This is a genomic window from Mesorhizobium sp. Mes31 (assembly GCF_024519675.1).
Classification (GTDB): domain Bacteria; phylum Pseudomonadota; class Alphaproteobacteria; order Rhizobiales; family Rhizobiaceae; genus Mesorhizobium.
The window spans coordinates 65,231-88,157 of sequence record NZ_JALJRL010000002.1; the positions used below are offsets into that span (position 1 = coordinate 65,231).

General features: G+C 63.2%; 23 protein-coding genes. 14 read left to right on the top strand and 9 right to left on the bottom strand.

Annotation, left to right across the window (positions count from 1 at the left end):
* Positions 1 to 71: 71 nt before the first annotated feature.
* Complete coding sequence (locus NR193_RS03005; protein WP_256749402.1) at positions 72 to 836, top strand: TlyA family RNA methyltransferase; 765 nt, start codon at positions 72 to 74, stop codon at positions 834 to 836.
* Positions 833 to 2,068 carry a class I SAM-dependent RNA methyltransferase gene (locus NR193_RS03010; protein WP_256749403.1) on the top strand — a complete coding sequence of 412 codons (1,236 nt, stop codon included), beginning with the start codon at positions 833 to 835 and terminating at the stop codon, positions 2,066 to 2,068. The genes NR193_RS03005 and NR193_RS03010 overlap by 4 nt, the downstream gene beginning before the upstream one ends.
* A gap of 52 nt (positions 2,069 to 2,120) precedes the next feature.
* Here the strand turns inward: NR193_RS03010 and tldD are convergent, their stop codons facing one another.
* Positions 2,121 to 3,533, bottom strand: a complete 1,413-nt coding sequence (gene tldD / locus NR193_RS03015; RefSeq protein WP_256749404.1) for a metalloprotease TldD — start codon at positions 3,531 to 3,533, stop codon at positions 2,121 to 2,123.
* 124 nt (positions 3,534 to 3,657) lie between these two features.
* Positions 3,658 to 4,218, bottom strand: a complete 561-nt coding sequence (locus tag NR193_RS03020) for an invasion associated locus B family protein (protein ID WP_256749405.1) — start codon at positions 4,216 to 4,218, stop codon at positions 3,658 to 3,660.
* 375 nt (positions 4,219 to 4,593) lie between these two features.
* On the opposite strand from NR193_RS03020, the gene coxB reads away from it, so the two are divergent.
* From coxB to rnhA, 11 genes are all read left to right on the top strand, one after another.
* A complete protein-coding gene (coxB, locus tag NR193_RS03025; protein WP_375162679.1) occupies positions 4,594 to 5,478 on the top strand; it encodes a cytochrome c oxidase subunit II in 885 nt (294 codons plus the stop codon).
* Between the two features lie 37 nt (positions 5,479 to 5,515).
* Entirely contained in the window at positions 5,516 to 7,168 is a 1,653-nt protein-coding gene (gene ctaD / locus NR193_RS03030; RefSeq protein WP_256749407.1) for a cytochrome c oxidase subunit I, read from the top strand.
* Positions 7,169 to 7,245: 77 nt separating this feature from the next.
* On the top strand, positions 7,246 to 8,190 hold the full coding sequence (locus NR193_RS03035; protein ID WP_256749408.1) for a heme o synthase: 945 nt from the start codon (positions 7,246 to 7,248) through the stop codon (positions 8,188 to 8,190).
* A 2-nt stretch (positions 8,191 to 8,192) separates the two neighbouring features.
* Positions 8,193 to 8,351, top strand: a complete 159-nt coding sequence (locus NR193_RS03040; RefSeq protein ID WP_256749839.1) for a hypothetical protein — start codon at positions 8,193 to 8,195, stop codon at positions 8,349 to 8,351.
* Positions 8,351 to 8,980: a cytochrome c oxidase assembly protein gene (locus NR193_RS03045; RefSeq protein WP_256749409.1), complete on the top strand. Its 630-nt coding sequence runs from the start codon at positions 8,351 to 8,353 to the stop codon at positions 8,978 to 8,980. Before NR193_RS03040 ends, NR193_RS03045 begins: the two co-directional genes overlap by 1 nt.
* A gap of 1 nt (position 8,981) precedes the next feature.
* The gene (locus NR193_RS03050) at positions 8,982 to 9,863 is read left to right on the top strand and encodes a cytochrome c oxidase subunit 3 (protein WP_256749410.1); all 882 of its coding nucleotides are present in this window, start codon (positions 8,982 to 8,984) and stop codon (positions 9,861 to 9,863) included.
* Positions 9,864 to 10,096: 233 nt separating this feature from the next.
* Positions 10,097 to 10,483 (top strand): DUF983 domain-containing protein, encoded by a 387-nt coding sequence (locus NR193_RS03055; RefSeq protein ID WP_256749411.1) that lies wholly within the window; start codon positions 10,097 to 10,099, stop codon positions 10,481 to 10,483.
* Positions 10,480 to 11,235 carry an SURF1 family protein gene (locus tag NR193_RS03060; RefSeq protein ID WP_256749412.1) on the top strand — a complete coding sequence of 252 codons (756 nt, stop codon included), beginning with the start codon at positions 10,480 to 10,482 and terminating at the stop codon, positions 11,233 to 11,235. The genes NR193_RS03055 and NR193_RS03060 overlap by 4 nt, the downstream gene beginning before the upstream one ends.
* An 88-nt stretch (positions 11,236 to 11,323) precedes the next feature.
* Positions 11,324 to 12,334, top strand: coding sequence for a 4-hydroxy-3-methylbut-2-enyl diphosphate reductase (gene ispH, locus NR193_RS03065; RefSeq protein ID WP_256749413.1), 1,011 nt, complete (start codon positions 11,324 to 11,326; stop codon positions 12,332 to 12,334).
* Positions 12,335 to 12,339: 5 nt separating this feature from the next.
* A complete protein-coding gene (locus NR193_RS03070) occupies positions 12,340 to 13,302 on the top strand; it encodes a homoserine kinase (RefSeq protein ID WP_256749414.1) in 963 nt (320 codons plus the stop codon).
* Positions 13,299 to 13,829 (top strand): ribonuclease HI, encoded by a 531-nt coding sequence (rnhA, locus tag NR193_RS03075; RefSeq protein WP_256749415.1) that lies wholly within the window; start codon positions 13,299 to 13,301, stop codon positions 13,827 to 13,829. The genes NR193_RS03070 and rnhA overlap by 4 nt, the downstream gene beginning before the upstream one ends.
* Before the next feature lie 16 nt (positions 13,830 to 13,845).
* Here rnhA and NR193_RS03080 read toward each other — a convergent pair whose 3' ends face one another.
* The 3 genes from NR193_RS03080 to NR193_RS03090 form a co-directional block, all read right to left on the bottom strand.
* On the bottom strand, positions 13,846 to 14,325 hold the full coding sequence (locus NR193_RS03080) for a DUF2938 domain-containing protein (RefSeq protein WP_256749416.1): 480 nt from the start codon (positions 14,323 to 14,325) through the stop codon (positions 13,846 to 13,848).
* A 92-nt stretch (positions 14,326 to 14,417) separates the two neighbouring features.
* Positions 14,418 to 14,900 (bottom strand): peroxiredoxin, encoded by a 483-nt coding sequence (locus NR193_RS03085; RefSeq protein WP_256749417.1) that lies wholly within the window; start codon positions 14,898 to 14,900, stop codon positions 14,418 to 14,420.
* 84 nt (positions 14,901 to 14,984) lie between these two features.
* Positions 14,985 to 15,791 (bottom strand): protein-disulfide reductase DsbD domain-containing protein, encoded by an 807-nt coding sequence (locus NR193_RS03090; protein ID WP_256749418.1) that lies wholly within the window; start codon positions 15,789 to 15,791, stop codon positions 14,985 to 14,987.
* Between the two features lie 169 nt (positions 15,792 to 15,960).
* On the opposite strand from NR193_RS03090, the gene NR193_RS03095 reads away from it, so the two are divergent.
* The gene (locus NR193_RS03095; protein WP_256749819.1) at positions 15,961 to 16,569 is read left to right on the top strand and encodes a YqgE/AlgH family protein; all 609 of its coding nucleotides are present in this window, start codon (positions 15,961 to 15,963) and stop codon (positions 16,567 to 16,569) included.
* A 33-nt stretch (positions 16,570 to 16,602) separates the two neighbouring features.
* On the opposite strand, the gene NR193_RS03100 is transcribed toward NR193_RS03095, so the two are convergent.
* Genes NR193_RS03100 through thrC form a run of 4 tightly spaced genes read right to left on the bottom strand, consistent with a single transcriptional unit; the run spans position 16,603 to position 22,811 of the window.
* The gene (locus tag NR193_RS03100; protein WP_091576353.1) at positions 16,603 to 19,491 is read right to left on the bottom strand and encodes an EAL domain-containing protein; all 2,889 of its coding nucleotides are present in this window, start codon (positions 19,489 to 19,491) and stop codon (positions 16,603 to 16,605) included.
* Between the two features lie 3 nt (positions 19,492 to 19,494).
* Complete coding sequence (locus NR193_RS03105) at positions 19,495 to 20,091, bottom strand: GNAT family N-acetyltransferase (protein WP_256749419.1); 597 nt, start codon at positions 20,089 to 20,091, stop codon at positions 19,495 to 19,497.
* Between the two features lie 15 nt (positions 20,092 to 20,106).
* The gene (locus tag NR193_RS03110) at positions 20,107 to 21,399 is read right to left on the bottom strand and encodes a pitrilysin family protein (protein ID WP_256749420.1); all 1,293 of its coding nucleotides are present in this window, start codon (positions 21,397 to 21,399) and stop codon (positions 20,107 to 20,109) included.
* Between the two features lie 14 nt (positions 21,400 to 21,413).
* On the bottom strand, positions 21,414 to 22,811 hold the full coding sequence (thrC, locus tag NR193_RS03115; protein ID WP_256749421.1) for a threonine synthase: 1,398 nt from the start codon (positions 22,809 to 22,811) through the stop codon (positions 21,414 to 21,416).
* Positions 22,812 to 22,927: the final 116 nt, after the last annotated feature.

Consider the following 22,927-nt stretch of genomic DNA (forward strand, 5'->3'; position numbering starts at 1 on the left):
CGCTTTCCGGCGATGTTCCTTGTCCCGCCCAATATCCTTGCCTTCGCCGCCGGCTTTCGCCATGAAGGCCGATGAACTCGCCTCTGCCAGCCAGCACACGCCAGCGGCTCGACGAACTGCTCGTCCAGCGCGGGCTGTTTGCCAGTCGCTCGCGTGCCCGCGACGCGGTCGAACGCGGAGCCGTCACGGTTGACGGCGTGATTGCCCGCAAGCCCGGTCAGAACGTCTTGCCGCAATGCCTGATTGCCATCGACGATCCGGCACAAGGCTACGTGTCGCGCGCGGCACTCAAGCTGATCGGCGGGCTCGACCATTTCGGCCTCGATCCGGCTGGCCGCGAGGCACTCGACATCGGCGCTTCGACCGGCGGCTTCACCCAGGTCCTGCTTGAGCGCGGCGCTGCTCATGTCACCGCGATCGATGTCGGTCATGGCCAGATGCATCCCGATGTCGGCGGCGATCCGCGGGTAACGGTCATCGAGGGCCTGAACGCCCGCGACCTCGCGGCCGCCGATCTTGCCGGCCGTATTCCGGACTTCATCGTCTCCGATGTCAGCTTCATTTCGCTGAAACTGGCGCTGCCGCCGGCGCTTGCCATTGCGAAGGCTGGTACCGGCGCCGTGTTTCTGGTCAAGCCGCAATTCGAGGCGGGTCGCGAAGCGATCGGCAAGGGTGGCCTGCTGAAAGATCCCTACGATGCCTCCCGTGTCGCCGGCCTGCTGCAGGATTGGCTGGACACCATTCCCGGCTGGCGCTCGCTCGGGCTGCACCTGTCGCCGATAGAGGGTGGCGACGGCAATCGCGAATTCCTGCTCGGTGGGATCAAGGATCGATGAGCACGCGCTTCACCATCAGGAAACTTGGCGCCCAGGGCGACGGCATCGCCGAAACCGAGAGCGGCGATCTGTTCATTCCCTTCACATTGCCCGGCGAAACCGTCACCGCGGCGCGCGAAAGGGACCGCGCCACGCTGATGGCGGTGCTGGAGACCTCGCCGCTGCGCATCGATCCCGCCTGCCGCCATTTCACCGAATGCGGCGGTTGCGCTCTCCAGCATCTCGAAGCCGAAGCCTATCGCCAATGGAAACGCGACAAGGTGGTGCACGCCTTGAGGGGCATCGATTGCCAGATTGGCGAGTTGGTCGCCTGCGCGCCGCACACGCGGCGCCGTGTGGTGCTCGCCGGCCGGCGCGCCGAAACGGGCATGCTGCTCGGCTTCAATCGCCACCTGTCGCCGGAAATCATCCCGATATCGGAATGCCCGATCTCTCTGCCAGAGATCGTCGCCGCGCTCGACCGGTTGAAGGCACTCGCCGAACTGGTTTGCGCCACCACCAAATCGTTCCGGATGGCGGTCACCGTGACGGGGTCGGGCCTTGACATCGCGGTCTATGAGTCCGGGAAACTGGGTGAGAACCAGCGTCGGGTCGCCTCCAACTTCGTCATGGCTCAGGGATTTGCCCGGCTTTCGATCGACGACGAAATCGTCATCGAGCCGAAGAAGCCGGTGGTCATGTTCGGCGGCGTCGCGGTCGCCGTTCCGCCGGGCGCTTTCCTGCAGGCGACAGCGGCCGCCGAACAGACGATGGCCGATATCGTCGGCGAACATGTGAAACGTGCCAAGAAGGTCGCCGATCTTTTCGCCGGCTGCGGCAGCTTTGCGCTCAGGCTTGCGGCGAAGTCGGAAGTCCATGCTGTAGAAGGCGACGCGGCGGCACTGTCGGCGCTCGACCGGGGGGCACGCTTCGCGACCGGACTGAAGCGGGTGACGGGCGAACGCCGCGACCTGTTCCGCCGGCCGCTGACGTTCAAGGAACTGAACGCCTTCGACGGTCTGGTGTTCGACCCACCGCGCGCCGGCGCTGAGGACCAGTCGAAGCAGATCGCCCGCTCGGATGTTCCGTTCGTTGCCGCGGTGTCCTGCAATCCGGTGACGCTGGCGCGGGATTTGCGCATCCTCATCGACGGCGGCTACACCTTGAAAAGCGTGACGCCGATTGACCAGTTCCTGTGGTCATCCCACGTCGAGGCGGTGGCGCTGCTGGAGAAGCCGAAGCGCCGTCGCTGAGGTCGAAGCAAGCAAGGCAACCAAGGTTCGATGCGAGCCTAGGTTTCCTCGATCAAACCCGCGTGCCACCCACCGTCATCTGGTTCATCCTGAGATGCGGCTGGCCGACGCCGACCGGTACGCCCTGGCCGGCCTTGCCGCACATGCCGATGCCGGTATCGAGCTTCATGTCGTTGCCGACCATCGAAACGCGGTGCATGGCATCCGGCCCGTTGCCGATCAGCATGGCGCCCTTGATCGGCTGCGTCACCTTGCCGTTCTCGATCATGTAGGCCTCGGTGCAACCGAACACGAATTTGCCCGAGGTGATGTCGACCTGGCCGCCGCCGAAGGAGACGGCATAGATGCCGTTCTTGACCGAGGCGATGATTTCGTCCGGCTCCATGTCGCCCGCTGTCATGTAGGTGTTGGTCATGCGCGGCATCGGCTGGTGCGCATAGCCTTCGCGCCGACCGTTGCCGGTGGCCTTCATGCCCATCAGCCGGGCGTTCTGGCGATCCTGCATGTAGCCGACCAGTTTGCCGTCCTCGATCAGGACATTGCGAGCCGAAGGCGTGCCTTCGTCGTCGACGGTGAGCGAGCCGCGCCGCTCGGGCATGGTGCCGTCGTCGACGACGCTGACGCCCTTGGCGGCGACCTGCTGACCCAGCAGGCCGGCGAAGGCCGAGGTCTTCTTGCGGTTGAAGTCGCCTTCGAGGCCATGGCCGACGGCCTCGTGCAGCATGACGCCCGGCCATCCGCTGGACAGCACGATGTCGAAGGTCCCGGCCGGCGCCGGAATGGCCTCGAGGTTGACCAGCGCTTGCCTGAGCGCCTCCTTGGCGGCGTGCTTCCAGCTGTCCTCGACGAGAAAGTCGCCGAAAGCCTTGCGTCCGCCCATGCCGTAGGAGCCGCTCTCCTGGCGATCACCATTGCCGACGACGACAGAGACGTTGATCCGGACCAGCGGGCGGATATCGCGCACCACCTGGCCGTCGGCGCGCACGATTTCGATATGCTGCCAGGAGGCTGCGAGCGATGCCGAAACCTGGCGAACGCGCGGGTCCTCGGCGCGCAGCCAAGCGTCGATTTCCTGCAGCAGCTTCGCCTTGACCTCGAAGGAAGGCGAGGGGATCGGGTTCTCGTCTCCATAGAGATGGCGATTGGTACGGGCGGGGGCCGCGGCAAGCGTGCCGGAATAGCCGCCCTTGACGGTGGACACGGCATCGGCCGCGCGTAGCAGCGAGGCTTCCGAGAGATCGCTGGAATGGGCATAGCCGCTGGCTTCGCCGGCAACGGCACGCAGCCCGAAGCCCTGGTCCGTGTTGAAGTTGGCGGTCTTCAGCCGGCCATTGTCGAACATCAGCGCCTCGCTCTCGCTGTATTCGAGGAACAGCTCGCCGTCGTCCGCGCCATTGATGGTGTCGGCGACGATCTGCTTGATGCGGTCGTCGGAAATGTCAAATTGGCCTATCAGGCTGTTCATGGCGCATCCCTGGAGAAGTTTTCTTTTGCCGATGTAGGCGCGGCCGGGCGTTTCGGCAATGCGCTACGGCAAAGCGATGGTGCACGCGCGTCCGTGCAAAAAAGTCTCTCAGGAAGAGAACTGCTCAGGGCAGGGCGGCGAAACCGTCGGCGAAACCCTTGAGGTCGACCGGAATGCCGATGCCTTCTTCCGGGGTCTGGAAGACGATGAAAGTGGCCGATGTGCCGGTCTTCAACGTGTCGAGCAGAGGCTTTTCGAGAATGACCTCGGCGTAGCAGCCGTCCTGGAAGCAGCGCACGAAATAGGCGCGGCCGATATCCTTGCCGTCGACATTGAGGCCGAGCCCGTTGGGCAAAAGCACGCCCAGCGGCGCCAGCACGCGCAGGATCTCCGCCTTGTTGTCGGCGGTGCGCAGCACGACGACCGACAGCCCCATCTCGGGGCGATCCTCGGCGACGACGTTCTGCATCATCACGCATTGCTCCGAGGTGGCGCCGGCCGGCGTGTCGCAGATGATCGACCACGCGCCATGCGTCGAGCGGACAGTGCCGCTCGGCTGCGCGGCATTGGCCTGGCTGGTGCCGGACAAGCCGATTGCAGACAAGCCCATCACGGACAAGGCGGCGAGAAAGCTGACCTTCGCCAAGGTTCTCGAAAGCCCAAGTCTCGAAAGCCAAGAGTTCATGACGGCTCCATTGCGAATCACGGCACTTTAAGCCGCGCCAAAGCCAAGTAAAGGATGAGACCGCAACCGGTCTGCCCCGAAAAAGCCAACACGGCGCTTTTCCTAGCCAATTTCGCCCGAATTGCGACGTTCGCTACGCAGGGCCCGCAAGAATGCGGCCAGTGGCCGAACATATGCGATTCGGGGCCTCCGCTGCTGCCTTCAAGGGCTCATCCTGGCTTGCGCGCAAAAATGCCGCACGGTTTCGTCCGCTCCTTTCTTGCGGAGGGAAAAAGAGTATGGTTTGAACCAGCTTGAGACTGTCGGGATTCCCGTCCCGGCATTGTTCGATATTCTCGCACCGCAACCGCGAGGAACTGGGAGACGATGAGGGCGATGAGAAAATTCCTAGCAAGCGCCAAGTTTCTAGCAAGTGCTGGGGCCGCTGCCACGTTTTTCGCCGGCACACCCGCCAATGCCGACCAGCCGGTGGCATGGCAGACCACCTTCCAGGCGCCGGCTACCGACATCATGCGGCAGATCGAGTGGTTCGGAAACTACACGATGTGGTTCATCATCCCGATCACCGTCCTGGTGCTGCTTCTTCTCGCTTACTGCATCGTCAGATTCCGTGCGAGTGCAAACCCGGTCCCCTCGAAGACCAGCCACAACACGCTGATCGAGGTGGTCTGGACTGTTGGTCCGGTCGTCGTCCTGCTCTGCCTCGCCATACCTTCGTTCCAGCTTTTGACGGCGCAATATACGCCGCCGGAGGAAGCCAAGCTGACCGTCAAGGCGACTGGCAACCAGTGGAACTGGGACTACGAATACCAGACCGGGAGCACGCTTTCCTTCAATTCCGCGGTCCTCCAGGACGCGGATCGGGCGGCTGCCGGCAAGGAGGATCGCAAGGTCTATCCTCGCCTGCTTGCCGTCGACAACGAGATGGTTGTGCCAGTGAATACCATGACCCGCGTGCTGGTGACCGCAACCGATGTGATCCACTCCTTCGCCATGCCGTCGTTCGGCATCAAGATGGACGCGGTTCCCGGTCGCACCAACGAGACCTGGTTCAAGGCGGAGAAGGAAGGCCTCTACTACGGTCAGTGCTCGCAGCTCTGCGGCAAGGATCACGCTTTCATGCCGATCGCCATCCGCGTGGTGTCCGACGCGCAATTCAACAGCTGGCTGGCAGCAGCCAAAACCAATCTGCCCGGCGCCAACAAGGCGCTGATGGCTGAGGTCGACGGCCAGAACAAGGTAGCGGTCGCCGGCAACTGACGCCGCGGCCAGAAAAGATCAGGGAACGGAGCGGAACATGGCAGACGCTGCAGCTCACGACGGGCACGACCACAAGCCTTATCACGGCTGGGTCCGCTGGGTTTATTCGACCAACCACAAGGACATCGGGACGCTCTATCTGATCTTCGCGATCTTCGCCGGCATCATCGGCGGCGCCCTGTCCGTGGCTATCCGCATGGAGCTGCAGGAGCCGGGCATCCAGATTTTCAGTGGCCTCGCGCAGATGGTCTACGGCATGAACGGTGATGCAGCGATCGACGGCGGCAAGAGCATGTACAATGCCTTCGCCACCGCGCACGCGCTGATCATGATCTTCTTCATGGTCATGCCGGCGCTGATCGGCGGTTTTGCCAACTGGATGGTTCCGATCATGATTGGCGCGCCCGACATGGCGTTCCCGCGCATGAACAACATTTCCTTCTGGCTGCTGCCGCCGGCCTTCATCCTGCTGCTCACCTCGATGTTCGTGCCGAGCGCGCCGGGCGCCTTTGGCGTCGGCGGCGGCTGGACGCTCTATCCGCCGCTTTCGACCTCGGGTCAGCCTGGACCGGCGATGGATCTGGCGATCCTGTCGATCCACATTGCCGGCGCGTCGTCGATCCTCGGCGCCATCAACTTCATCACCACCATCTTCAACATGCGCGCTCCCGGCATGACGCTGCACAAGATGCCGCTGTTTGCGTGGTCGGTGCTGGTCACCGCATTCCTGCTGCTGCTGTCGCTTCCGGTGCTTGCCGGCGGCATCACCATGCTGTTGACCGACCGTAACTTCGGAACGACCTTCTTCGCACCGGACGGCGGCGGCGACCCGATCCTGTTCCAGCACCTGTTCTGGTTCTTCGGTCACCCGGAAGTGTACATCCTGATCCTGCCGGGCTTCGGCATCATCAGCCACATCGTCTCGACCTTCTCGAAGAAGCCGGTGTTCGGCTATCTCGGCATGGCCTATGCCATGGTGGCGATCGGTGCGGTGGGCTTCATCGTCTGGGCGCACCACATGTATACGACCGGCCTGTCGCTCGACACGCAGCGCTATTTCGTCTTCGCCACCATGGTCATCGCGGTGCCGACGGGCGTGAAGATCTTCTCCTGGATCGCCACGATGTGGGGCGGATCGATTTCGTTCAAGCCGCCGATGCTGTGGGCGCTGGGCTTCATCTTCCTGTTCACGATTGGTGGCGTCACCGGCGTCCAGCTGGCCAACGCCGGCCTCGACCGCTCGCTGCATGACACCTATTTCGTGATCGCGCACTTCCACTACGTGCTGTCCTTGGGTGCGGTCTTCGCCATCTTCGCCGGCTGGTACTACTGGTTCCCGAAGATGACCGGCTACATGTACTCGCCGGTTATCGCCAACACCCACTTCTGGGTCACGTTCGTCGGCGTCAACCTGATCTTCTTCCCGCAGCACTTCCTCGGCCTCGCCGGCATGCCGCGCCGCACCATCGACTATCCGGACGCATTCGCGGGCTGGAACATGGTGTCCTCCTACGGTTCGTATATCTCGGCCGTCGGCGTCATGATCTTCCTCTACGGTGTGTTCGAAGCCTTCCAGAAGAAGCGGGTGGCCGGTGCCAATCCGTGGGGTGAGGGCGCGACGACACTGGAATGGCAGCTGCCTTCGCCGCCGCCGTTCCACCAGTGGGAGCAGCTGCCGAAGATCAAGTAAGGCGGCAGCCTGCATGGAATCGAAGCCGCCGGTCCGCCGGCGGTTTTGGCCAAACGGAATGATGGACTTAAGTACGCATGGCCCTTGTCGACGACCCATTGATTGACGAAGCGGGCTTTCGCATGTCGGAAGCGACGGCAGGCGATTTCTTCGCCCTGCTGAAGCCGCGCGTCATGTCGCTGGTGGTGTTCACCGCCTTTGTCGGCCTGGTCGCCGCACCCGTGACCGTCAACCCGCTGCTGGCGGTGATCGCCATCCTGTCGATCGCCATCGGCGCCGGCGCGTCGGGCGCGCTTAACATGTGGTATGATGCCGACATCGATGCCGTGATGACCAGGACCGCGAGCCGTCCGGTCCCGGCCGGCCGCATCCAGCCGCACGAGGCGCTGAGCTTCGGCCTGGTGCTGTCGGTGCTGTCGGTGATGACGCTGGGCGTTCTGGTCAACTGGCTGTCGGCGACGCTGCTGGCCTTCACCATCTTCTTCTACGCCGTCGTCTACACGATGTGGCTGAAGCGCTGGACCCCGCAGAACATCGTCATCGGCGGGGCTGCCGGTGCCATTCCGCCGGTCATTGGTTGGGCAGCGGTGACCGGAACGGTCAGCCTCGAAAGCCTGATCCTGTTCCTGATCATCTTCCTCTGGACGCCGCCGCATTTCTGGGCGCTGGCGCTGTTTAAGTCCGAGGACTACGAACGCGCCGGCATTCCGATGATGCCGAATGTCGCCGGCCAGGCTTCAACCCGCCGCCAGATCTTCGCCTACGCGCTGGTGCTGGCCCCTGTTGGCGTGCTGCCATGGCTGCTTGGCTACACCACGCCCGTCTATGGCGTGGCCGCCGTGCTGCTTGGCGCCGGTTTCGTCTGGTACGCGTGGAAGGTGCTGGCGATGGCCGACGGCGACCGCGTGATGAAGCCGGCCAAGGCCTTGTTCGCCTATTCGTTGCTTTATCTCTTCGCCATCTTCGCCGCCTATCTTGCCGACAGCGTCGTCGAGCGTGTCCTTGCCATGGGTGGAGCATGACCATGATCGAAGAAAAGCTCGAACTGGTCACGTTGACCGAGCGTCAGAGGAAGGCCAGGCGCAACCGTTCCATCGCCATCGGCCTGGCTTTGGCCGTGCTGGTCGTCATTTTCTATATCGCGACGATCGTCAAGTTCGGCCACAACCTGGGCACGATGTGATGAGCGTCGAAACGTCCAAAAGACCGGGCAGGAACAACGGCAACGTCATAGTTGCGGCGCTCTGCCTTGCTTTCTTCACCGGCATGATCGGCATGGCCTATGCCGCGGTGCCGCTCTACAAGATGTTCTGCCAGGCGACCGGCTATGGCGGTAAGACGCAACGTGCCGAGAAGCAATATGCCGGCCGCGTGCTCGACCGCGACATCACCGTCCGTTTCGATGCCAACATTGCCGGCGTGCCGTGGCAATTCCAGCCGGTCCAACGATCGATGACGATGAAGATCGGCGAGACGGTGCAGGCGCAGTACCAGGCCGTCAACAAGTTTGATCGCCCCGTTACCGGCCGGGCCACCTTCAATGTGCAGCCGGAACTCGCGGGTCCCTACTTCAACAAGGTCGAGTGCTTCTGCTTCACCGATACGACGCTGAAGCCCGGCCAGACGCTGGACATGCCGGTCGTGTTCTATGTGGATCCCGATATCGTGAACGTGCCGGAACTGAAGGACGTGAAAACGATCACTCTGTCCTATACGATGTTCCCGGTCGAGAAGAGCAAGCCGGTTGCATCATCGGTGCCGGTCAAAGGCAGCAAGACAATTTCGAATACCGAAGCAAATCTCGGGGGTTGATATGGCAGACGCGCACGCAAAACCACACCATGACTACCATCTCGTAGACCCGAGCCCGTGGCCTTTCCTGGGGTCCGTCGGCGCGTTGGTGACCGCGATCGGTGGCGTCTGCCTGATGCAGTATCTCAAGGCCGGCAACTTCCCGATCTTCGGCTTCAACATCGCCAATCCGTGGCTGTTCTTCATCGGCATGGCGATCGTCCTCTACACCATGTTCGCCTGGTGGTCGGATACGATCAAGGAAGCGCATGAGGGCCATCACACACGGGTGGTATCGCTCCACCTGCGCTACGGCATGATCATGTTCATTGCCTCGGAAGTGATGTTCTTCGTCGCCTGGTTCTGGGCCTTTTTCGATGCCAGCCTGTTCCCCAGCGAGGTTCAGAATTACGCGCGTACTGCGTTCACCGGTGGTGTCTGGCCGCCGAAGGGCATGGAGGTTCTCGATCCTTTCCACCTGCCGCTCTACAACACCGTCATCCTGCTGCTGTCGGGCACCACGGTCACCTGGGCGCACCACTCGCTCATCCATGGCGATCGCAAGGGGCTGATCAACGGTCTCGCCCTGACTGTCGGCCTCGGCATGCTGTTCACCATGGTGCAGGCCTACGAGTACATGCATGCGCCGTTCGCCTTCAAGGATTCCATCTACGGCGCCACCTTCTTCATGGCCACCGGCTTCCATGGTTTCCATGTCATCATCGGCACAATCTTCCTGCTGGTCTGCCTGATCAGGGCAATGAAGGGCGATTTCACCCCCAAGCAGCATTTCGGCTTCGAGGCCGCGGCCTGGTATTGGCACTTCGTCGACGTGGTCTGGCTGTTCCTGTTTGCGTCGATCTACGTCTGGGGATCGGTCGGCGCGGTGATCGAAGGCCACTGATACCGGTCCGAGGAAACAAGGAGGCGGCCGCGGCGACGCGGCCGCCTTTTTCTTTTCAGTGCAATGATCGCCGGTCGATACGATCCAGGGCCGACCAAATAGTTTTGGCTGGTGGGCTGGCTGCTTCAATTGGTCGGCTGGACCGATGGCTGCATTGCGGTTACGGATTCCGAAATGGACGAGAACTGGGCGATGGCGGCCGATGGCACACCATCGAGATCGAGTGGTAGACAATGAGCGACGACAAGGCGATCTGGCCTCCGATCGATCCGATTTCGGCCGGACTGCACGGCCGTTGCCCGCGCTGTGGCGAGGGGCGACTGTTTTCCGGCTTCCTCACCGTCGGCAAGCGCTGCTCCAATTGCGGCCTCGATTATTCCTACGCCGATGCCGGTGACGGGCCGGCGGTCTTCGTCATCCTGATCATAGGCTTCCTGATTGTCGGCCTGGCGCTCTGGGTTGAGGTCACGCTGAGCCCACCGCTCTGGCTGCATCTGCTGCTCTGGATCCCACTGGCCATCGTGCTGTGCCTGACGGCGCTCCGGCTGATCAAGGGCGTGTTGCTCACCCTGCAATATCGCAACAAGGCGGCCGAGGGCCGGCTGGATCGCGGTGAATGAGCGAGGCGTCCGTTAGAGGTGGCGGCCGTTCGCGGCCAAGGACCGCTTTGCTGCTCGGCCTCGGCTTGGTGCTGCTGGTGATCCTGCTGGCGCTTGGCACCTGGCAGGTGCAGCGACTGCACTGGAAGGAAAGTCTTCTCCAGACCATCGACGAGCGCACCCATTCGGCGCCACGGCCGCTGGCCGAAGTTGAGAAAGAGTTCGCCTCCACAGGGGACGTCGACTATACGCCGGTGACCGTCACCGGCACCTTCCTGCATTCGGGCGAACGGCATTTCTATGCAACGTGGGAAGGTGAAGCCGGCTTCAACGTCTACACACCGCTCGCCCTCGGCGATGGCCGCTTCGTCCTGATCAATCGCGGCTTCGTGCCTTACGACCTGAAAGATGCTGCCAAGCGTTCGCAAGGGCAGGTGGCGGGGAAGGTGACGATCACGGGGCTTGCCCGCAACCCGCTGCCGGCAAAGCCGTCGATGATGCTTCCCGACAACGACGTGGCGAAGAACATCTTCTACTGGAAGGATCGCGACGCGATGGCGGCGAGCGCCGGACTGCCGGCGGGCGCCACGCTGGTGCCAATCTTCATCGACGCCGGCAAGGCGCCCAATCCAGGCGGGCTGCCGGTCGGCGGCGTCACCATCATCGACCTGCCGAACAGCCATTTGCAATATGCCGTGACCTGGTACGGGCTTGCCGCGGCACTCGCCGCCGTGCTCATCCTGCGGCTTCGCCGACCCGTGAAAGAGGAATGAACGCGACCGACGCCCCCCTTTCTACCGACGCCCTTGACAGGGCGGGGGTGCGCACCTCATTTCGGCTCTGATCAACCGGCCCGGATTCATGCTTCAGACAACCACCAAGCCTCCTCTGACGATCCGGCTCTGCCAGCCGCGGGGTTTCTGCGCCGGCGTCGACCGTGCCATCCAGATCGTCGTGTTGGCGTTGAAGAAATACGGTGCGCCGGTCTATGTCCGCCACGAGATCGTGCACAACCGCTACGTCGTCGAGGGGCTGCAAAGCCTTGGCGCGGTCTTCATCGAAGAGCTCTCCGAGATTCCGGTGGAACATCGCCAGAGCCCGGTCGTGTTCTCGGCGCATGGCGTGCCGAAGTCGGTACCGGCCGATGCCCAGGCGCGCAACCTCTTCTATCTCGACGCCACTTGCCCGCTGGTGTCGAAGGTCCACAAGCAGGCGATGCGCCACCAGCGGCTTGGCCGTCATGTGCTGCTTATCGGTCATGCCGGACACCCCGAGGTCATCGGCACCATGGGCCAACTGCCGGAGGGAGCGGTGACGCTGGTCGAGACCGAAGCCGACGCCGCGAAGCTTGCGCCCGCCGACCCGCGGGCGCTCGGCTTCGTTACCCAGACCACCCTGTCGGTGGAGGACACCGCCGGTATCATCCGCGCCTTGCAGGATCGCTTTCCAGACCTGCAAGCCCCGGCCGCGGAATCGATCTGCTACGCCACCACCAACCGCCAGGAAGCGGTCAAGGAAACCGCTGCCGGCGCCGATCTCTACCTGATCGTCGGTGCGCCCAATTCATCCAATTCACGGCGTCTTGTCGAAGTGGCGGAGCGAGCCGGCGCCTCGATGTCGCTTCTCGTGCAGCGCGCCGCCGAGATTCCGTGGAATGACATCGCCGGCATCTCGACGCTCGGCCTGTCGGCCGGCGCGTCGGCGCCCGAAATCATCGTCAACGAGATCATCGACGCGTTCCGCCAGCGCTTCGATGTCACGATCGACCTGGCCATCACGGCCACGGAAACGGAGGATTTTCCGGTCATGCGAGTATTGCGCGACGTCGAACTGACGCGGGCCGACATGGCCTTCGTCAATGGAGCCGCGTAAAACGCATGGCGGTCTACACCGATGTTGCGGAAGGCGAACTCGGCGCATTCCTGAAGCGCTATCCGGTCGGCGATCTCCTGTCCTACAAGGGCATCGCCGAAGGCACCGAGAACTCGAACTTCCTGCTGCACACCTCGAGCGGCTCCTACATCCTGACGCTCTATGAAAAGCGCGTCGAGAAGGCGGATCTGCCGTTTTTCCTCGGCCTGATGGGCCATCTCGCCAAAAAAGGGGTGTCCTGCCCGCTGCCCGTGACCGCTCATGATGGCAGCGTCATCGGCACGCTCGCCGGCCGGCCGGCCGTGATCATCACCTTCCTGGAAGGGCTTTCACTGCGGCGGCCGACATCAGCGCATTGCGCGGAGGTCGGCAAGGCGCTGGCGGCCCTGCACCTGGCCGGCGCCGATTTTCCGATGACCCGTCCGAATGCGCTCGCCATCGACGGCTGGCGCAAGCTTTGGAATGCGTCCCACGGGCGGGCCGACGAGGTTGAGCCAGGCCTGGCGGCAGAGGTCGACGCCGATTTCGCCGACTTCGAGCGGAACTGGCCGAAGAACCTTCCTCGAGGCATCATCCATGCCGATCTTTTCCCGGACAACGTCTTTTTCCTCGGCGAAAAACTCTCCGGCCTTATCGACTTCTATTTCGCCTGCAACGATCTCTACGCCTATGATGTCGCAACGTGCCTCAACGCCTGGTGCTTCGAGAAGGATTTTTCCTTCAACCTCACCAAGGGCAGGGCGTTGCTTGCGAGCTATCAGAGCGTGCGTCCCTTGAGCGACCAGGAGAAGGCAGCGCTGCCGATCCTGGCGCGCGGCTCGGCATTGCGTTTCATGCTGACCCGGCTCTACGACTGGTTGACCGTTCCCGATGGCGGGCTGGTGATGAAACGCGACCCGACCGAGTATATCCGCAGGATGCGGTTCCATCGGGCGATCAGATCTCCTTCGGAATATGGATTGGCATGAGCAAACAGGTTGAGATCTTCACCGACGGCGCTTGTTCGGGCAATCCCGGGCCCGGCGGCTGGGGCGCGATCCTGCGCTTCAACGGCACCACCAAGGAACTTTCCGGCGGCGAGGCGGAGACGACCAACAACCGTATGGAACTTCTCGCCGCCATTTCGGCGCTGAACGCGCTGAAGGAGCCTTGCACCGTCGACCTTCATACCGACAGCAAATATGTCATGGACGGCATTTCCAAGTGGATCCACGGCTGGAAGAAGAACGGCTGGAAGACCGCCGACAAGAAACCGGTCAAGAACGGCGAGCTGTGGCAGGCGCTGGATGAAGCCAACCGGCGCCACAAGGTCACCTGGAACTGGGTCAAGGGCCATGCCGGCCACACCGAGAACGAGCGCGCCGACGAACTCGCGCGCGAAGGCATGGCGCCGTTCAAGAAAGGCCCGTTCAGGCCTGCCGCGGCGCCGGAGCCAGCAGCGCAGGCAAAGCGGCCGACGGTGGCAAAGGCGCGGCGCTCGACACAGAGCTATTGAGCGAATCCGTCCGCCTTTAGCGGATCAGCAGCGCCGTGCCGTAAAGCCCGAGCGCGAACACGGTGTGCGAAACGAGGTTGAGCGCCCGGATTTTCATGGCATTGGGCCGCTTTGAAGCCGCCCAGCCAGCGCCCATGCCCGGCGCCAGCAGGAACCAGCCGGCGCCGACGGTGACGATGCCCAGGATGAAGGCCGGCAGGAATGTCGGCGTTGCCAGCCAGGCCGCTCCTGCCAGCGCCACCAGGATGATGCCGTAGACGATGCCGACCAAATAGTGAAAGCCCCAGCCCAGCGCTGTCTCATGCGCATAGGGCGCGGCATCGCCGATATCGTTGTGAAAGACCTTGCCTTCCCTGAGATGCCAGACCCAGCGGCCGACCAGTCCCCAGTTCGACCGCGGTTGGGCAAACACCGTGTTCAGGAAAATCGCCCAGATATCCATCAGCGCCGTGGCGCCGATGCCGATCACGATCGCGCGCCAGAAGATATCAGACATCGTTCGAAGTCCCCCCAAAAGCAGGCAGGTCTGGAGTACAAGCGCAAACGTCAGGTCTGGACGGTACCCAGGCCCGACGCTGTCGTGGATGTTCAGAGCTGTCCGAGAATGTGAGCCGCGCCGCTTTTGTCGACACCGGGTTTGGTCTCGACATTGAGCGCCGTCACCTTGCCGTCCTCCACGATCATCGAAAAACGCTTCGAGCGCAGCCCCATGCCGCCTGCCGAAAGGTCGTTGTCGAGGCCGACCGCCTTGGCGAAATCACCGCTGCCGTCGGCGAGATAGAGGATCTTGCCCTCGCCGCCGGTGAAGCGCGCCCAGGCGCCCATGACGTGGACGTCGTTGACCGAAACGACGGCGATCGTATCGACGCCGCGCGCCAGGATGGCGTCATGGTTTTCGAGATAGCCGGGCAGGTGGTTGTTGCTGCAGGTCGGCGTGAAGGCGCCGGGGACGCCGAACAGCACGACCTTCTTGCCGGAGAAGATCTCGGCCGAAGTGATCGCCTTCGCGCCGTCGGCGGTCATCGTCTTGAAGGTCACCTCGGGCAGCTTGTCGCCAACGGAAATGGTCATGAGTTCCTCGCTTGGGGGATGGGGAAGAATGTTTGCTTGCGTAGCGAACTCAGCGGCTTCCTGCAATCGTTTGGGCAAGCTGGATCAAGGGAAAGGCAGAACCCCTTCGACGGCGCCGGCCGAACTCGTCAGCGTGTAGTGAAGTCCGCCATCCGTGGGCGTCGTCGAAGGGCGGTCGAGGATCGGCACGGTGAAAATCAGCTTGCCGTCCTTTTCGCTGCGGACAGGAGAGCCGAACATGTAATCCCGCTCGCCGGCAACAAAGAAATCCGCGGCTTGCGGATCGCCGGGGAAGCTCGCCTCGACAACCAGCGTTTCGTGGTCGCCGGGCAGGACGTTGATGCCGAAATCCGGCCTTGCGGGCGCCGGCAATGCTGTGAAACCCGCCTCCACCAGCGCCGCGTCGTCGGCATTGTCCGGGTCTGAGGCGGGGTCGACAGTCAGCCGCGTTTGCACGGGGATACAGATCGTTTCACAAATGCCGAGAAAAATGTCGGCGTCGATGACGGCGGGATCCTTCGCCGCCGACAGCGTGAACACCACCGGCAGCGAAACCGGATAGTCGTAGCCCGCCCATTTGCCATAGCCGTCGTCGTGACGCTGCGGTGCCGGGAAGGAAAGTCTGGCCTCGGCGATGTTGGTGCTGGCCGAAATGTCGAGCTGTGGCGGCACGCCGGCGTCGCCCGGGTCGCGCCAGTAGGTCTTCCAGCCGGGTTTGAGCGCTATGTCGAGAACACCCTGGATGCGACCGGCCTCATCGGGTTTGCCGCTCGTCACCAGCCGGACCTTGCCGCCTTCGCTATTGTACCACGCCGACGAGGAGGCGGCGGCGGGAAGAGCGGTTGCCGATCCGATCGCGACGCCGAGCAGCAGGATTTTCAAGCTTTGCATGGCAGTGATTTGATCGTCCGTTCGTGGCCGCGCAATGTTTTCATGGTGTTGCCGATATCATATTTGCGTGACCTCGAGCGCAAGAATGCGCGAGCCGGCTACATGGGCTTTGGTCGAATCCCGCACGGTGCATCTTTTCGGCGCTCTGGAAACGCGTTACCCTTCGATCATGGACTTGCTGCGCCACAAGAAGACAGCCGCCAGCCGCGGCTTTCTCGACGATCAGTTCCTGATTGCCATGCCTGGCATGAAGGACGACCGTTTCACGCGCTCGGTCATCTATATCTGCGCGCACAGCGATGAAGGCGCCATGGGCCTGATCATCAACCAGACACAGCAGATGTTGTTTCCGGACCTGCTCGTGCAACTGGGCATCATGAACGAGCAGGAGGCGATCCGCTTGCCGGCGCAGGCGCGTGATTTCGTCGTGCGCAATGGCGGGCCAGTCGACCGCAGCCGGGGCTTCGTCCTGCATTCGGGCGACTATCGGGTGGAATCGTCGCTGACCGTCTCGGACGACATCTGCCTGACCGCCACGGTCGACATACTGCGTGCCATATCGTCTGGCCGTGGCCCTCGTCACGCGCTGATGGCGCTCGGCTATTCGGGCTGGGGCGCCGGCCAACTGGAGACCGAGATCGCCGAGAATGGCTGGCTGACCTGCCCGGCCAACGCCGAGCTTCTGTTCGACACCGACATCGAGCGCAAATACGACCGGATACTTGCCTCGATCGGCATCGACCTGGCCCATCTCAGCCTCGCCGCCGGACACGCCTGAACCTCATCTCAGAGCGAGTTTCCAAACAGGCTCTCAGGCTTGCGTCAGCGGATACTGCTCCTTCAGCGTCTTCAGCACCTGGTCGCCCGGCATCGGGGCGCCGAACATGAAGCTCTGCACATATTCACAGCCCATCTGGCGCAGCTCCAGTGCATCGCTTTCGTCCGAAATGCCCTCGGCGACCACCGACAGGCCAAGCTCATGCGCCATGTTGACCATGGATTTGAGCAGCACCGCCCTTTTGGGCGTGTTGTCGTCGACGAAGCTCTTGTCGATCTTGATGGTGTCGAAGGGGAAGCGCGTCAGATAGGCCAGTGAGGAATAGCCGGTGCCGAAATCGTCCAGCGACAGGCCGATGCCGAGCTGCTTCAGCTTGGTCAGCACATGGGCGGTCTGCTCGGGATTGTCCATCACCAGCGATTCAGTGAGTTCGAGCCGGAAGCAGCGCGGCTTCAGATTGGCCCGCGCGATAACCGAGCGGACGTCGCTGACCAGGTCGCGGCGGATCAGCTGGCGGCTCGACAGGTTGACCGACACCGATAGCGGCGCGTCGCCGATCTGCTTTTGCCATCCGGCAAGATCCTCGGCCGCCTGCTGCATGGCGAACAGGCCGAGCTGCACGATGAGCCCGCAGCTCTCGGCGACCGGGATGAAATCCGCCGGCGGGATCATGCCGCGGCGCGGGTGGTCCCAGCGCAGCAAGGCTTCGAAGCCGGCGACGCTGCCATCCTCCAGTCGCACGATGGGCTGGTAGGCAAGCGTGAATTCGCGCCGTTCGATGGCGCGGCGCAGGTCGGATTCGAACTGCAGCCGATCGGTGCCGACAGTGCGGAAAGCGGGCCGGAACGGCTCGATCCTGTCGCCGCCGAAGCGCTTGGCCTGATGCATGGCGAGCTCGGCATCCTTGACCATGTCCTCCGCCGACATCTGCGGCGAATTCCAGGTGATCAAGCCGATCGACGCCGTCAGCACGATCTCGCGCTTGGCGAAGGTGATGGGGTTGTTGATGGCATGCTTGATGGCGTCCGCCACGGCGGCGATGCGGGCCGGGTCCTGTTCGGAAAGCAGCATCAGCGCGAACTGGTCGCCGGCAAAGCGCGACAGCGAGTCCTTCGGTTTGAGCAGCCGGTGCAGGCGACGCGCAATGGTCAGCAGGATGGTGTCGCCGGCCGAGATGCCGAGCCCGTCATTGACCTGCTTGAAGCGGTCGATGTCGATGACGAAGACGGTCGGGCGCACTTTCTCTTCGGTGCGTGCGATCGAGATGATCGCTTCCAGCCGGTTCATCAGGAGTTCGCGGTTCGGCAGGCCGGTCAGGTTGTCGTGCACGGCATCGTGCAGCAGCCGTTCCTCGGATTTCTTCTGCTCGGTGACGTCGACCATGGTGCCGACGCAGCGGATGACCTCGCCGTCGGATCCGATGACCGGCCGTGCGCGCAGCGAAAACCAGTGGTAGTGGCCGTCGGCGCCGCGCAGGCGGAAATTCTGCGACACCCGGCCGCGCCGATGTTCCAGCACCACGTCGAGCGTCGTACGGAAAGTATCGCGGTCGTCGGCGTGTAGCACCGGCAGCCAGTTGCGGGCAGCACCTCCAAGGCTGTTGGGCGCCAGCCCGAGCTGGATGCTGACATCGGGCTTGGTGACGACGCGGTCGCGCAGCACATCCCAGTCCCACACCGTGTCGCCCGATCCGGCGACAGCCAGCGCCTGCCGTTCCAGGTCGGAGAACAGGCCCTGATGCAGCGCACCGCCGGCAAAGGCATGCTGCATGACGGTGAAGCCGATCAAGAGGATGATCAGGATCAACCCGCCGCCCAATGCAGGCTGGGCGATATCGTTGTCGAGCATACCGGTGATCGCCATCCACGACCCGCATAGCCACAACAGCACCATGACCCAACTGGGTACCAGCATGATGGCGCGGTCGTAGCCGCGTATGCCGAGGAAGATGATCAGGCCGAGCCCGGTCAGCGCGGTGGCGGCAAACGAGATGCGGGCGATCCCGGCGGCGACCGCCGGATCGATGATGGCCACACCCGCGATCAGCACCAGGCCAAGGATCCAGACCAGTGCGCCATAGCTGAAATGGCCGTGCCATCGGTTGAGGTTGAGATAGGCGAACAGGAACACCACGAAGGTTCCCGCCAGCGCCACCTCCGTTCCCGCTCGCCACATCTGCTCATTGCCCGGCGAAATCTCTATGATCTTGTTGAGGAAGCCGAAATCGACGCAGATATAGGCAAGCACCGCCCAGGCAAGCGCTGCCGTCGCCGGGAACATCGACGTCCCCTTGACCACGAAAAGGATAGTCAGGAACAGCGCCAGCAGGCCTGCGATGCCGATGACGATGCCACGGAACAGCGTGTAGGAATTGACCGAGTCCTTGTAGGACTCCGGATCCCACAGATAGACCTGCGGCAGCTTCGGCGAGGCCAGTTCGGCGATGAAGGTGATCACCGTGCCGGGGTTCAGCGTCACCCGGAACACGTCGGCGTCGGGGCTGGTCTGACGATCGAGCGCGAAGCCTTCGCTCGGCGTGATGGCGGCGATGCGGGTCGAGCCGAGATCCGGCCAGAAGATGCCGGAATTCACCAGGCGGAAATGCGGCGCGACGATCAGCCTGTCGAGCTGCTGGTCGGTGGTGTTGGCAAGCGCGAACACCGCCCAGTCGCCGGTCGAGCGGGCGTCATTGGCCTCGACCTCGATGCGCCGCACGATGCCGTCCGGTCCGGGAGCGGTCGATACCTGGAAATTCTCGCCCTGGTTCCGGTAGATCTCGACGGCGCCCGACAGGTCGAGCGCGACGTCGTCGCGGGCAATCTTGATCGGCTCGACGGCGAAAGCCGACGATGCCGCGCACAGCGCCAGGATTGTCGCGAGGACAAAGGCGAACAGCGGCCCGTTTCGCAGGAAATTCGTCAAAAATCAGTCCTTCGTTCCAGCACCCGGCGGATCGTCCGCGATCCGGGCGTAGAGGTAGTGGTCCTGCCAGACGCCGTTGATCCTGAGATAAGATCGCAGAAGTCCTTCGCGCCGGAATCCGGCTTTTTCAAGCACGCGGATCGACCTGATGTTGTCGGGAATACAGGCCGCCTCGATCCGGTGCAACCTCAGCGTATCGAAGGCGAAGCGCGCCACGACCTTGACCGCGTCGGTCATCAGGCCACGGCCGCCAAAGCGCTCGCCGATCCAGTAGCCGACGTGACCGCTTTGCGAAACGCCGTGGCGTATGTTGCCGAGCGTTATGCCGCCCGCCAGCTTGCCGCTGCTCTTCTCGAAGATGAAGAAGGCGATCGCGGTTCCCTGGGCATAGTCTTCGCGGTAGCGGCTGATGCGCAGCCGCCATGCCGTGCGGTCGAGTTCATCGGGGGTCCAGCGCGGCTCCCATGGCTCCAGGAAAGCGCGGCTCTCGCCGCGCAGTACCGACCATTCGCGGTAGTCGTTCGTGAACGGCACGCGCAGCGTGACGCGGTCGCCCTTCAGTGCCGGCAGGTCACGGCGAAAGAAAGGGAGTGCGAACACGACGCTTTGAGGGACTTAGACGGCGAGCTTGCGGGCCGTGGTCTGCGTGCCCGCAAGCGAATCGAGGATCGCCTCGTATGGTGCCAGCGTACCCACAGGCCCGACCGCGGTAAGCGTCGGCTTGGTCGAGAACAGCCGCGACGACAGATCGGTCAGCCGTTCGACCGTCAGCGCCGACAGCCGCTCCATCAGTTCCTCCTTGCCGATCGGCCGGCCGAACAGAAGCAGCTGCCGTGCGATCTGCGAGGCGCGGCTGGCCGGGCTTTCGGCGGACATGATCAGCCCGGCGCGATACTGGGCGCGAGCCCGATCGAGTTCTTCCTGCAGGATGTTCTCGCCGGCCTTCTGCAATTCGTCGATGATGACAGGCACCAGTTCGGCGATGTCGCTCTGGCCGGTCGCGGCATGGACGCCGAAGATGCCGGTGTCGGAAAAGCCCCAATGGAAGGCATAGACCGAATAGCACAGGCCGCGTTTCTCGCGGACTTCCTGGAAAAGGCGCGACGACATCCCTCCGCCGAGGATCATCGACAGCACCTGCGAGGCATAGAAGTCGCGCACGTGATAGGCGCGGCCCTCGAAGCCCAGCACGATCTGCGCGTCCATCAGGTCGCGATCCTCGCGGAAGTCGCCACCGACATATTGGGCATATTGCGGGATGGTGCTGTCGGCCTTGCTGCGGAAGCCGCCGAGGTGCTTTTCGACCTCGCGCACGAAATTGTCGTGCTTGATGTCGCCGGCGGCGACGATCACCATGCGTTCGGCGCCATATTGCCGTTCGATGAAATCGTGCAACTGCTTCGAGGTGAAGGATTTGACGGTTTCGGGCGTGCCCAGGATCGAGCGGCCGATCGTCTGATGGCGAAAGGCGGTCTCGGTGAAACGGTCGAAGACGATGTCGTCGGGCGTGTCGTGCGCGGCGCCGATCTCCTGCAGGATCACATGCTGCTCGCGTTCGAGTTCCTGCGGGTCGAACTCGGATTCCTGCAGGATGTCGGCCAGGATGTCGACAGCCAGCGGCACGTCGTCGGAAAGCACCCGCGCATAGTAGGAGGTGGTCTCGACGCTGGTGGCCGCATTGATCTCCCCGCCGACATCCTCGATTTCCGAGGCGATTTCGAAGGCGCTTCGCCGCTTCGTTCCCTTGAACGCCATGTGCTCGAGCAGATGGGCCATGCCATGCTCTTCGTCGCGCTCATTGCGGGCACCGGACTTGACCCAGGCACCAAGGGCAACCGATTCGATGCTTTGAAGGGTTTCGGTGGCGACTGTCAGGCCGTTCGACAGACGGCTTACCTCAACACCCATATGGCTTGCACTCCCTAACGCGCCGCTCGCGCGCGGCGGCCGACGTAATCTTCCACCATTTTCAGGTCGGATGGAAGTACCGTGTATTTTTCGTGCGCTGTCATCAACCCACCTAGCCATGCGGGCAGTGCGGGCGACACGCCACTGGCGGCTTCGACGGCGGCCGGAAATTTCGCCGGATGGGCGGTGCCCAGCACCACCATCGGCACGGCGCCGGCCGCCTTGCCCGCCGCCACATGCACGGCTGCCGCGGTATGCGGATCGAGCAAATAGTTGCTGGCCGCGAGCGTCGAGCGGATCGTGGCGGCGACCTCGTCCATCGTTGCGCGGCCGGCGTCGAATTCGGACCGCATCCTGGCGATTTCCGCCGCTTCGATGGTGAAGGCGCCGGACTGTTTGAGCCCGGCCATGTAGCGCCGCACGGTCGCGGCGTTCCGGCCGGATGCCTCGAACAGCAAACGCTCGAAGTTCGACGAGACCTGGATGTCCATCGACGGCGACGTGGTCGCAAAGACGCCCTTGGTGCGGTATTCGCCGGTCGCGAAGGTGCGCGCCAGGATGTCGTTGTCGTTGGTGGCGATGACCAGCCGTTCGATCGGCAGGCCCATCTTCTTGGCGGCGTAGCCGGCGAAGATATCGCCGAAATTGCCTGTCGGCACCGTGAAGGACACCGGCCTGTCGGGCGCGCCGAGTGACAGCGCCGAGGAGAAATAATAGACGATCTGGGCCATGATGCGGGCCCAGTTGATCGAATTGACCCCGGACAGCGCAACCCGGTCGCGGAAGCCGTGATCGTTGAACATGTCCTTGAGCAGGCCCTGGCAATCGTCGAAATTGCCTTCGATCGCCAGCGCATGGACGTTTTCAGCCGTCGATGTCGTCATCTGCCGCTGCTGCACCGGCGAGACGCGGCCATGTGGGAAAAGGATGAAGATGTCGGTGCGGCTGCGGCCGGCAAAGGCATCGATGGCCGCCCCGCCGGTGTCGCCTGACGTGGCGCCGACGATGGTGGCGTGCTGGTCGCGCTCGGCAAGAACATGGTCCATCAGCCGGGCGAGCAACTGCATCGCCACGTCCTTGAAGGCGAGCGTCGGGCCGTGGAAGAGTTCCAGGATGAAGGTGTTGGCGCCGGTCTGCACCAACGGGCAGACTGCTTCGTGGCGGAACGTGGCATAGGCCTCGCGCACCAGGCGTTCGAAGACCGGCGTCGGGATTTCATCGCCAAGGAACGGCGACAGCACGCGGATGGCAAGGTCGGGATAGGCAAGGCCGCGCATGGCGCGGATCTCGGCGGCGGAGAACCGCGGCCACTCACGCGGGACATAGAGCCCGCCGTCGCGCGCCAGGCCGGCCAGCACGGCGTCGGAAAATCCAAGCACGGGCGCTTCCCCGCGGGTACTCACATATTGCATCGTCACAAATCCATTGCCGCTTGGCTTTTCCGTTCACCACAAGGTGGTTAATTTCTGCGCTGGCTCAGTCGCATTTTTGCCGCGCGGTTGATATACGTCACCAGCTTTGCGAGAGG